15 protein-coding genes are annotated in these 11,441 nt (G+C 35.7%); 6 read left to right on the top strand and 9 right to left on the bottom strand.

What is annotated here, in order from left to right; all coding sequences use genetic code 11:
- Positions 1 to 165 precede the first annotated feature (165 nt).
- The 3 genes from DM84_RS01975 to rsfS form a co-directional block, all read right to left on the bottom strand.
- Positions 166 to 528, bottom strand: coding sequence for an SWIM zinc finger family protein (locus tag DM84_RS01975; RefSeq protein WP_250778063.1), 363 nt, complete (start codon positions 526 to 528; stop codon positions 166 to 168).
- Between the two features lie 257 nt (positions 529 to 785).
- The gene (gene tyrS / locus DM84_RS01970) at positions 786 to 2,036 is read right to left on the bottom strand and encodes a tyrosine--tRNA ligase (protein ID WP_250778061.1); all 1,251 of its coding nucleotides are present in this window, start codon (positions 2,034 to 2,036) and stop codon (positions 786 to 788) included.
- Positions 2,037 to 2,094: 58 nt separating this feature from the next.
- On the bottom strand, positions 2,095 to 2,421 hold the full coding sequence (rsfS, locus tag DM84_RS01965) for a ribosome silencing factor (RefSeq protein WP_250778059.1): 327 nt from the start codon (positions 2,419 to 2,421) through the stop codon (positions 2,095 to 2,097).
- A 168-nt stretch (positions 2,422 to 2,589) separates the two neighbouring features.
- Here rsfS and DM84_RS01960 point away from each other — a divergent pair, with 168 nt between their 5' ends.
- The 3 genes from DM84_RS01960 to DM84_RS01950 are packed head-to-tail and all read left to right on the top strand — an operon-like array spanning position 2,590 to position 4,487.
- A complete protein-coding gene (locus tag DM84_RS01960) occupies positions 2,590 to 3,195 on the top strand; it encodes an AAA family ATPase (RefSeq protein WP_250778057.1) in 606 nt (201 codons plus the stop codon).
- On the top strand, positions 3,188 to 3,682 hold the full coding sequence (locus DM84_RS01955; RefSeq protein ID WP_250778056.1) for an RNA pyrophosphohydrolase: 495 nt from the start codon (positions 3,188 to 3,190) through the stop codon (positions 3,680 to 3,682). The genes DM84_RS01960 and DM84_RS01955 overlap by 8 nt, the downstream gene beginning before the upstream one ends.
- A gap of 7 nt (positions 3,683 to 3,689) precedes the next feature.
- Positions 3,690 to 4,487, top strand: a complete 798-nt coding sequence (locus DM84_RS01950; RefSeq protein ID WP_250778054.1) for a TatD family hydrolase — start codon at positions 3,690 to 3,692, stop codon at positions 4,485 to 4,487.
- Positions 4,488 to 4,492: 5 nt separating this feature from the next.
- On the opposite strand, the gene mdh is transcribed toward DM84_RS01950, so the two are convergent.
- The 6 genes from mdh to DM84_RS01920 are packed head-to-tail and all read right to left on the bottom strand — an operon-like array spanning position 4,493 to position 8,356.
- Entirely contained in the window at positions 4,493 to 5,443 is a 951-nt protein-coding gene (gene mdh / locus DM84_RS01945; RefSeq protein ID WP_250778052.1) for a malate dehydrogenase, read from the bottom strand.
- A gap of 3 nt (positions 5,444 to 5,446) precedes the next feature.
- A complete protein-coding gene (locus tag DM84_RS01940; RefSeq protein WP_250778050.1) occupies positions 5,447 to 6,019 on the bottom strand; it encodes an NADH-quinone oxidoreductase subunit C in 573 nt (190 codons plus the stop codon).
- Positions 6,012 to 6,527, bottom strand: coding sequence for a NuoB/complex I 20 kDa subunit family protein (locus DM84_RS01935; protein WP_250778048.1), 516 nt, complete (start codon positions 6,525 to 6,527; stop codon positions 6,012 to 6,014). Before DM84_RS01935 ends, DM84_RS01940 begins: the two co-directional genes overlap by 8 nt.
- A gap of 4 nt (positions 6,528 to 6,531) precedes the next feature.
- Complete coding sequence (locus DM84_RS01930) at positions 6,532 to 6,885, bottom strand: NADH-quinone oxidoreductase subunit A (RefSeq protein WP_250778046.1); 354 nt, start codon at positions 6,883 to 6,885, stop codon at positions 6,532 to 6,534.
- 25 nt (positions 6,886 to 6,910) lie between these two features.
- Entirely contained in the window at positions 6,911 to 7,279 is a 369-nt protein-coding gene (locus tag DM84_RS01925; protein WP_250778044.1) for an HIT domain-containing protein, read from the bottom strand.
- A 9-nt stretch (positions 7,280 to 7,288) separates the two neighbouring features.
- Positions 7,289 to 8,356 carry a hypothetical protein gene (locus tag DM84_RS01920; RefSeq protein WP_250778043.1) on the bottom strand — a complete coding sequence of 356 codons (1,068 nt, stop codon included), beginning with the start codon at positions 8,354 to 8,356 and terminating at the stop codon, positions 7,289 to 7,291.
- A 184-nt stretch (positions 8,357 to 8,540) separates the two neighbouring features.
- Between DM84_RS01920 and DM84_RS01915 the strand changes: the two genes are divergently transcribed.
- The 3 genes from DM84_RS01915 to DM84_RS01905 all read left to right on the top strand — a co-directional run bounded on the left by DM84_RS01915 (position 8,541) and on the right by DM84_RS01905 (position 11,329).
- Complete coding sequence (locus DM84_RS01915) at positions 8,541 to 9,917, top strand: UDP-N-acetylmuramoyl-tripeptide--D-alanyl-D-alanine ligase (RefSeq protein ID WP_250778042.1); 1,377 nt, start codon at positions 8,541 to 8,543, stop codon at positions 9,915 to 9,917.
- A gap of 48 nt (positions 9,918 to 9,965) precedes the next feature.
- Entirely contained in the window at positions 9,966 to 10,916 is a 951-nt protein-coding gene (locus DM84_RS01910) for a complex I NDUFA9 subunit family protein (RefSeq protein WP_250778041.1), read from the top strand.
- A 266-nt stretch (positions 10,917 to 11,182) separates the two neighbouring features.
- Positions 11,183 to 11,329: a hypothetical protein gene (locus DM84_RS01905; RefSeq protein ID WP_250778040.1), complete on the top strand. Its 147-nt coding sequence runs from the start codon at positions 11,183 to 11,185 to the stop codon at positions 11,327 to 11,329.
- Positions 11,330 to 11,441: the final 112 nt, after the last annotated feature.

Raw genomic sequence — 11,441 nt, 5'->3', positions numbered from 1 at the left:
GGGATTCCTTGTCATCTTAACCTGTACAGATTGGGAAGTTAAACAAATAGCTTCAATACTATAATAATGGGACTGGCGAAGGTTGTCAAGTAAATTTTGCATTTAATCCGTTTCTATAGCTACTTGGATGACAGGACTGGTCTTGTTGATTACTTAAACAAACAATTATTGAAGTAAACTCCTGATTTGTTTTTTAAGCCTTTTAAGGCAAACTTGTCTGCCAGCATGTTCAGAGCGCACAGACGACCTGTATTTTTTTCTATTGAGGTAGATCAGAGCAAAACCTGTTGCAGCCATATGCTTACACGGACCATAATACATAAATGCAGGACAGGAACACTCTCCATCAAGGAGTGGACCTTTGTACCATAGTGTTACCCGATATACAGTTGATCCAACCACTTTTGATTTGCTTTCAGATTCATTAACAGATATAATCTGCACTTTTCCTTTATTGAAATAACCCCTTCCTCTGGAGAGGTAAGGTTCTTTAATCAGGTATTCGGTATCTCTTTGATACAGTCTCATTTTCACCCCCTTTGTGAAGCCTTCAAGTTTCTAACATACCTTTTCTTTCATAAAAAATTATTAACTCGCTACGACTTTTATATGGTCCTGCAGATGATTTTATAATGTTACGTACCTGATATTCGTTAATTGCATCTAGTGCCAAATATCAATGGCAGTAAAGACAAATTGAAAAAAGCGCTCTTTGCCTATAATGGGATGTTTAAGCAAATTTATGATGTGTTTATTTGCTTTTTCAATAACAAAAATTAGAAAGTTTAACCCATCACAACTTTTATATGGCGTTTCTTCCCTGCGGATAGCTTTATGAATGGCTGACCTTTAAAGCTCTCGAAATTTATTATATAGTTAACATCGTTTATAGTATTATCATTAACTTTACATCCATTGCCCTGTATTAAACGCTTTGCAGCACCTTTTGAAGTTTCAAGACCGGTGTTGTGTAGCAGATCTACTAAGGGTATGCCATTTGCAACTTGTTCTTTTGTTATGACATAATCAGGAAGTAATGAACTATCTTCATTCTCAAAAGCAGAGACTGCTGCAGATTGTGCAAGTTCTGCTTCTTTTTCACCATGACATATTTTTGTTACTTCTGTTGCCAAAACTTTTTTCGCTTCATTTATTTCTTGATCCTTTAGAGACTCTAGTTTTTTAATCTCGTCAATTGGCAAATCAGTGAGTAATCTCAAAAAATGCCCAACATCTTGATCATCAACATTGCGAAAATATTGCCAGTAGTCGTAAGGCTTTAGCATATTGCCATCGAGCCATACCGCTCCACTTTCAGTCTTACCCATCTTTTTTCCTTGCGCGTTTAATAAAAGAGGCGTGGTAAGACCAAATAATTCAGGTAAATTCAACTTTTTGCCAAGCTCAATTCCATTTACTATGTTTCCCCATTGATCGGATCCCCCTATCTGCAAACGGCAACCATACTTTTTATTCAATTCAACAAAATCATAAGCCTGCAACAGCATGTAGTTAAACTCAAGAAAGCTTAAATTTTGCTCTCTATCGAGCCTAATTTTTACACTGTCGAAACTTAGCATACGGTTCACAGAAAAATGCACTCCTACGTCGCGTAAAAAATCTATATATTTTATACTATCTAGCCAATCTGCGTTATTTACTACGATAGCACCAGTCTTTCCATCGTTGAAAGATATCATTTTCTCGAGTGTTTTTTTTATGCCGGATATGTTTTGGTTGATATCTTTTATAGGTAAGACACTTCTTGCCTTATCCTTACCAGATGGATCACCAACTTTCGTTGTTCCGCCTCCGAGTAAAACTATCGGCTTATAACCAAATTTTTGTAGGTGACGGAACATCATAATATGCATGAGATGACCAGCATGAAGACTCGGAGCTGTGCAATCAAACCCGATATATGCAACGATATAATTATTCTGTGATAATAACTGGTCTAATCCTTTGATGCTTGTGCATTGGTATAGGTACCCCCTTTCTTGGATAAAATTCAAAAATTCGGACTTGTGTTTCATGGTTTGCCTTCATCAATTAAAGTGATTTTAATCTATGAGTCTTACAAATGAAAGAAAGTTAATTCCACAGTTCTTCTATTTTATAATACTCCCTTACTTCCGGTCTGAATATGTGAACCATTATACCTTGAAAATTCACAATTACCCAATTGCCTTCATCCATACCTTCCACATCTGCTTTATCATGTGGCTTGAGACTCTTTATTACATACTCAGCTAACGCTTTCACGTGGCGGCTCGAATCACCGGATGCAATAATCATATATTTTGCAAGAACGGTTTTATTCTGCACGTCTAAAGTGACTATATCATGACCTTTGTTTTGATCTATGATGCTTACAATCATGTTTTTTATTAATTCTGTATCACCAGATACACCAGCCATCATCTTAAATTATATAATTTGTTTATAATTATATACTCAAAATTTCTAAACATGAACTATTTTTGATATTACTAAGACCAAATTGTTCATGCTTTTGATGCAACAGTATATACAATACATATCCTTTTATATATAACTTAAGGGTGGGTTCCTAATAGTGTACTTATTATGAGCAAAACTCTTGTTTACTTAATCGGCTTTCCAGGTAGTGGTAAGTTTACTATTGCACGAAAACTGAGTGAGATCATTGATGCAGTGATAGTAAGTAATAATCTATTCAACAATGTCATACTTAACGTGGTTGAATTACCAAATGCTGAAGTTCCCGATGACCTATGGGAAAAAATTTTTGCGGTTAGAGAAAATATGCTAGCGGTACTGGGAGAACATCACATAAAATCAAAGCATTATATATTTACAAATGAGTTGATAGATGGTGATTCCTACGACCAAAGAGTATACAGCTCAATGGTGAATTTAGGTAAAAAAATGGGTGTAGAAATTCTTCCTGTAGTATTACATTGCAATAATGAAGAGCTAATAAGGCGTGTTGAATCAAAGGAGAGGTGCCAGGAAGGTAAAATTACTGATTCAGATTTTGCCATAAAAAGGATTAGAGGAAAAAGGTTATTTATACCTGAAGGCTCACTTGAAATTGACAATTCGAACTTGAGTGCAAAGGAAGTTGCAGAAAGAATTGTTAAAAGGATGAATAATGGAAAAAAGTTAGTTAACACTTCTGTAAATAATTTAACAAAGCGTACTCATGATTGAACAGAAAGATAAGTATCGTCCTTGTGTTGGCATAATGCTATTTAACAAACAGGGACACGTCTTTGTTGGAAAACGCTTTGATAGTGACTTTTACTGGCAAATGCCGCAAGGAGGGATTGATGATGGTGAAGAGTCGGAGCAGGCAGTGTTACGTGAGTTGCTAGAGGAAGTTGGCACTGATAAAGCAGAGATTATAGCCGAAAGTAAGGGTTGGATATACTACAACTTACCTGAGGAATTTATACCAACTTGTTGGAATGGGAGATATTCTGGCCAAAAGCAGAGATGGTTCTTAATGAAGTTTTGTGGAGAGGATAAGGACATTAACATTAATTATACTGATCATCCAGAGTTTAAAGAATGGCGTTGGCAAAGTACAGATGATTTGGTAGCAAATGCTATATCCTTTAAAAAGGAAGTTTATAAAACAGTGATAGAAGAGTTTTTTTCTCAAATAAAAGCCTCTATTATTGAATGGAAATTATAATAAGTTCATGATAGTAGATTCTCATTGCCATTTGATTTATTTTTCTGATGATGAAATACTGAAAGTAATTTCGAGGGCAGAGCAAAATGATGTAAAAGTTTTACATAATATATGCGTGAGCATTGATGATGTTCCTAAGTTGTTAAAAATTTCTTCATCCTATGATTACGTTTACTCCTCTGTTGGTGTGCATCCACTTGATAATACTGTAGAAAGCGGTGAGTGTATACGTGTTGATGAACTAGTTGAATTTACCGAAAATCAAAAAGTAATTAGCATCGGTGAAACCGGATTAGATTTTTATAAATCTAATAACAGAAGCAATCAGAAAAAAAGCTTTGTATTGCACATAGAGGCGGCAAGAATAACTGGATTGCCTTTAGTCATTCACACTAGAAATGCTGATGATGAAATGATTGATATGTTAAAGTCAGAAATGAAGAATGGCACTTTTAGTGGAGTAATGCACTGCTTTACTTCTTCGAGAGAGCTTGCTTATCAAGCTATGGATTTGGGATTGTATATTTCATTTTCTGGAATTATTACTTTTAAGAATGCTAGTTTATTGAGAGGAATTGCGCAGGATGTACCACGTGAGCGTGTTTTAGTTGAAACTGATGCACCGTATCTGTCACCTGAGCCTTACAGAGGGAAACAAAACGAGCCGGCAATGGTAAAATATGTTGTGAATTGCCTGGCGAAATTATGGGATGAATCACCCCATAAAGTAGCAGAGGTAACTACAAGCAACTTTTTTAGGCTGTTTGCGAAACTTAAGCTTAATGAAATTTTACAAAATTATTAGTTTACTTATAAACTAAGAGACTTCACTAAATCTTTCACTGCTTTCACAGATTTGTTAAACATTTCTTGTTCACTATCTTCCATTTTAACCTCTAAGACTTTTTCAACTCCGTTTTTTCCAATAATTACAGGAACGCCAATGAATAGGTCTTTCACGCCATATTTACCACTGAGATAAGCAGCACATGGTAGTATACGCCTTTTATCTTTTAAATATGATTCTAGCATACATATGGCTGAAGAGGCAGGAGCATAGTACGCGGACCCAGACTTCAGTAAATCAACTATCTCTTTCCCACCATTACGAGTACGCTTGACTATTTCATCAACTTTTTCCTGTGTGATGAGACCCATATCAATGATTTTGGTAAGAGGAATGCCAGCAACTGAAGCGCAATTAATTAGTGGTACCATAGTATCGCCATGTCCTCCAAGCACGAAAGCAGATATATCTTCAATTGAGATGTTTAACTCACTTGCAAGAAAATAGCGAAAACGAGAGGAATCAAGCACTCCTGCCATTCCAACAATCATGTGAGTTGGAATGTTTGAAGATTTATGCACCACTGAAACCATGGCATCCAAAGGATTGGTAACCACTATTACAAACGCGTTTGGAGAATATTTTTTAATGTTTTCACCAACCTCTTTCATTACTTTGGCATTAGTTTGGAGGAGATCGTCCCTGCTCATTCCTGGTTTTCTTGCAATGCCAGCGGTTATTATAATTGCATCGGAGTTTTTTATATCTTCATACCTATTTGTGCCGGTGATGCTAGTATTGAACCTGTCAATAGAGGATGATTCCGCAATGTCAAGTGCTTTACCTTGCGGTATTCCATCACTAATATCAAGTAAAACAACGTCACCAAGCTCTCTGAGCGCAACCATATGGGCAAGAGTTCCACCGATATTTCCTGCACCAATCAAAGATATTTTTTTTTTTTGTACTGTCATTTTCTACTCCTTTATATTTACTTTTGTAGCTTTACCTTCCCAAGGGGATAAACTGTCAAACATCCGAAAATCCTGTGGCAAGTCTATAGGATTATACACAACCTTTTTTGTTTCTATATCATACCTAACTTCCTCATAGCCAGTGAGAGGAAAATCTTTCAACATTGGATAGCCTTTGAATCCATAATCCGTTAGAATCCTACGCAAATCGGGGTGATCAGAGAATTCTATTCCATACATATCAAACACTTCGCGCTCAAACCATGAAGCTGTACTGAATATATTTGCCACACTTGGAGGCATATCACTTTCGTATAACTGAAGCTTTATATGTACCCTGATGTTATGCACAATGCTGAGCAAGTTGTATATTAACTCAAAACGTTTTTCTCTATCTGGATAATCAACTCCAAAAATATCAACTAATAATTCAAACCTGCATTTCTCATCATCACGCAGAAAGAGTAAGTGATTTTCAATATCATCTAAAGCTGAATACATTACAATAGTACCATCACCTTGCTGAATGCATTCACATTTGGTCTTTTTTTGTATATGCTTTGCAGTTTTACCCATGTTGTACATTCTGAGTTCGTTTTATCTTATTTTGTAGGCATAGCATCCCATATAGCAACGCTTCGGCAGTTGGTGGGCATCCAGGAACATACACGTCAACCGGTACAATTCTATCACAACCACGGACTACTGAGTAGGAGTAATGATAATAACCACCACCATTTGCGCAACTTCCCATGGATACAACATACTTCGGATCTGCCATTTGGTCGTAAACCTTACGCAACGCCGCTGCCATTTTGTTAGTTAGTGTGCCAGCAACAATCATAACGTCTGCTTGCCTTGGACTTGCACGAAACATTATACCATATCTATCAAGATCGTAACGACTGGACGCAGTGTGCATCATCTCCACTGCACAGCATGCAAGACCAAATGTCATTGGCCACAATGAGCCAGATCTTGCCCAATTCATTATATAATCTATTAGATCACCAAATTTAGTGACAAGAAACCCTTCTTTCTTATAACGACCCCAATCATTGTGAGATAGAATTTGACCTGTCATAAACTTACTCCCATTCTAATGCACCTTTGCACCACTCATAGATAAAGCCTATAGTGAGTATTGCAAGAAATATCAGCATAGACCAAAATCCACAATAACTTATTTTAGATAAAGAAACAGCCCAAGGAAAAAGAAAAGCAATTTCTAAGTCAAATATTATAAATAATATTGAAACTAAGTAAAACTTAATGTCAAAATTCTTTCTTGCTCTTGATAAAGGGTTGAAGCCGCACTCATATGTAGAAAGTTTTTCGCTATCAGGATTGCTCACTGCAAGAAACATCGGCAACACGCCCAGGGTAAGAGATACTATGATTGATACGCAGATAAAAATTACTATGGTTAAATATTCACTCATTTAACAAAATATATAGAAAGCAACACTACAAACTTACATGCTTTCCTAATCTTTTGCCACCTAAAATATGCATGTGAAAATGTGGTATAACTTGTTCTCCATTTTCACCGTAGTTAGTAACTAATCTGTACCCTGTTTTTTCTAGATTGTATTTATGTGTTATCTCTCTTACGGTTTTAAAGAAACTTACAATTTCCTCTGCAGAGGCTTTTAGGATAAAATCGTCATATGAAATATACTGGTTTTTTGGTATGACTAAAATATGAACTGGTGCGTCAGGATACTTATCATAAAATGCCAACACACTCTCATTCTCGTGCACCTTCTCGCAAGGCAACTCACCTCTTAATATTTGAGCAAAAATGTTACCGTCGTCGTAATTGTCATTGCTCATACTTTAAGGTCATTTTCCTCTTTTTTCTTGTTCTTTCACAAAAGGCGTAGATGACGGTTCCTTCGTTTCATTATTAGAGGCATTTCCTTCAAAACGTAGAAAATTTCTAGTCTCATTACTAGTAAATTTTCTCACTTGGTTTTCTATATGTTGTGGTAACTCCGTATCTTTGAAAGTAGTTTTTTTAGCTTTTACATGATACATTTCCCAAGGATTGGTCATATTGTTTTGAGTGATAACCTCATTAGGCTCTAGGGATTCCAGAGTGTTTGATGGCTTTTTAGGTACTGCAATTTTTGATAGCTGCTCTGATGACTTTTTATTACTTGCAGGTTCTATAAGTTTTGTTTCTGGTAGCTGTTGTTTCTTATGACTAGGTACTACAGTTTCTGAAGGCTGCTCTGGTGACTTTTCAGCTTCTGCTGATTTGTCCTGACTATCATACTCTCGATACAATTTTTCCGCAATACCATATAGCAATTTTCGGTCTGTGTGAACTTTAAACTCTCCACCAGTGATTTTTGCTAGGCCTTTGAGATTGCGATCAACCTCACCATAAATTCCTTCAATAACAAGCTTTTTGATCTCCTCTGGACTCTTTCCTTTGTGTTCAGAAGCATCTTTAATTTTTTTGGTAATTTTCTCAACATCAACTTCAATTACAACTTTGTTTTCTTCTTTAAAAACAGCTATGCTTGAATGCTTATTTTCCTTATTTAGATTTAGTTCTTTTATTTTATCTAATTGTTCTGGCGTCAAGTAAGGTATATCTCCCGTCAAAGTTCTTGACGCTAAAAATTTTATTTTCCCATCTTTATAGCTTATTATTTCTACGCCGAGATTCTTGCTAGCTTCTGTTGTTTCTATAGGTGGGTCATATTTCTTTTCTTTTTCAGGCACATCCATACCAACAGCTTCCTTTAATGAAACTTTGGCATCATGTTTCGTTTCACCCCATGAAGCAAACGGCTTCTTTATAGGGTAAATGAGTGCTTTAGGCACAAGAAAAAACACGTCTTTTGTAGCTCTTGCCCCTTTTTTAACTGCCCCGCCTATTTTAGCCCAGATATCTGCCATACGTACCTCCTAAGTATTCCCATACCAAATACTATAATATACCCTAAATTATAAATGAAAACATTTAAACTTCTATATCTATTATAAGATGAATTCATAGGGATTGCAACTATTATTTACAAATTTTCTTAAGCATGTAGTATTTTCGCTACTTTTATTGTTCAATTTGCTTTAAGGCTAAATTATGTTCAAGTGGAACGCAAATAATATCATCGATGCTACTGGCGGAAGAAAAGTGGATAGTTGTAATTGGGTACATAGCTCGAATATTTCAACAGATACAAGAAGCATAAAAGAAGGTGATGTATTTATTGCTCTCAAGGGAGAGAATTTTGATGGACATGATTTTTTACATGAAGCATTTTTAAAAGGGGCAGCAGCTGCAGTAGTAAGCGAAGGCAAATGTAGAAATCTTCCCCTGATTGTTGTGCAAGATACTCTCAAAGCTTTGCATGATATGGCATCATATTACATTAGAAATGTTCTTGTTAATGCTAAAATTATTGCAATTACAGGTATTGTCGGGAAAACCACTACAAAGGACATGCTGCACACTGTTTTATCGCAATATGGAGTGTCTCATGTAAACGAAGGGAACTTGAATAATAATATAGGATTGCCTTTGACAGTTCTGAAAGCTCCGGAAAGTTGCCAGTACTTAATTCTTGAAATGGGAATGAATAAAGCTGGTGAAATAAAAGAGTTATCGAAGATTAGTAATCCTGATATCGCGGTTATTATCAACGTAGAGCCTGCACATGTTGAGAATTTTTCGTCGCTACTTGATATTGCACAAGCAAAATTGGAAGTTCTGTATGGCATGAAAAATAACGGTACTTTGGTTTTGAACAGAGATAATAAATATTATGACTATCTCTCATCACGTGCCGATAGAGATATAATAAGTTTTGGTAAAGATAGAAGCGCTACTGTTCATTTATTAGACCTAATAAGAAACGATAGCAGGCTGGATTTAAAAATTAGACTGAATAATAATCTGATCATAGACTGTAGTTTACCTGCGCAAGGCGAACATTTTGCATACTCTGTGTTGGCTGTTGCAGCAGTTGTGCAAAGTCTCGGTCTTGATTTGTCGAAATTACCACTTGCACTTAAGAATTTTAGTGTAACCAAAGGTAGAGGTAGCGTTCACAAAGCTGAATACAATGGAAAGAGCGTATATTTGATTGATGATTCCTATAACGCCAATCCTGCTTCAATGAAAGCTGCAATAAGGGCTTTAGGTACATATTTTAATCGGAGAAAAGTAGCATTACTCGGCGATATGCTAGAACTTGGTAATGAAAGCGTAGCATTTCATACGGAGCTGCTTGATTTTATCGCAGAATGTGGTGTGAGTAAAGTTTATACAGTCGGTAAATTTATGTTAGAATTGCACAGGCTTTTGCCAAGCAATATAAAAGGCACGCATTTTAATGATTCCAATCAATTGAAAAGTGATTTAGCTAATATTGTTCAGAGTAATGATGTAATTCTAGTTAAAGGCTCACGTGGAATGAAAATGGATCTTATAGTACAGAGATTCATAGTAGAATATTAAATAAAACTACTGTATTAATTTAGGGTTAAGTTATTAGAAGTTTTAATCGTGACAAAACGTATAGTTATTTTTGGTGGAACAGGGTTTATAGGAAAACACATCGTAAGGCGCCTGGCAGCAGCGGGGTATTTAATAAGAATATTTACTTGTGACCAGGAAAAAGCTGCTTGCCTGAAACTATGTGGAAATTTAGGGCAAATATCAGTACTTAAAGGCGATTTTTTTAATGAAAAATCAATTTTGGAAAGTATGGAGGGATGTGATGCAGTCATAAACTTAGTAGGAATATTACATGAGACAAAAAAGCATGATTTCTATGCCATTCATGTTGGCATAGCTGAAAGAATAGCAAGAGCTGCAAAGACAAAAAATGTACCCATGATGATACATTTTTCTGCTATGGGGGTAGAAAATAACAAGCTGTCAAAATATGCCCAAAGTAAATTGGAAGGTGAAAAAGCTGTAACTTCAGCATTTCCAGAAGCAATAATAATTAGGCCCAGTCTTGTATTTGGCAAAGAAGATAGTTTCTTTAATAAATTTGCGAAGCTAGCGACAATTCTTCCTTTTTTGCCGCTAATTGGTGGTGGAACAACTAAATTTCAGCCGATATGTGTAACTGACCTAGCTGAAGTGGTATATCGTATCATCAACCTTAACAAAAAAGATAAGAAAATCTACAATATAGGCGGACCAAAGATCTATTCTTTTAAAAGCCTATTAAAGTTTATTTTGAATGTTACTAACAGAAAGTGCTTGTTAGTCAACGTATCTTTTCCAATGGCAAAGTTAATAGCTTTTTTCTTAGAAAGTAGGATCATTTCTATGTTGCTGAAGCCTATAACCGGTAATACAAACCCCATGCTTACTAGAGATCAGGTGAAAGTTATGATGAGTAGCTCAATCGAAAAATCAACTGATCTTGAAACAATAAAAATCCGTCCAGTGTCAATTGAAAATATAGTGCCAGAATATTTGAAGGTTTATAGAAAGTATTGAGGAGAAAGCGTAGCAGGTGTTGCCAGAAGGTTTAAAATTGGCGAGACAGCTTTATATGAGCATACGCGTCAAGTTAAGGAAATGCTGCAAAATATAACAACATTTAAAGAGGATGTCTTATTTGTTTCATTTATTTTTTAGGAAATTCTTACCTAAAATAAGATAAATTATTAACTTAACTACTTAATATTTAAATAGTTTTTTATATCATCTTCTTCCCTCCTTATGTCACTTTTCCTTAACTTGACGCGTATGGCTTTATATGAGTGGGAGAAAAAGGCGTAAGGAAGCAGGAGGTTTTTGGTCAAAAAAAGCCTGGAAGCGTGGGTTATAATTATAAAATTACTAACTGGGATGCACCACCAATTCCACTACACAGAAAGCGGACAGACGAAAGTGGAAAAAAGTTATAACGTCATCCAGTAGAAAAAAAACTACTTGACAACCTCCGCCGTTACCCTTGTTATAGCACTGAAGCTATTTGTTTAACTTCCCAATCTGTACAGGTTAAAATGACAAGAGAAC

This window comes from Wolbachia pipientis, from assembly GCF_023661085.1.
Taxonomy (GTDB): domain Bacteria; phylum Pseudomonadota; class Alphaproteobacteria; order Rickettsiales; family Anaplasmataceae; genus Wolbachia.
This window is presented reverse-complemented; position numbering and strand designations above follow the sequence as displayed.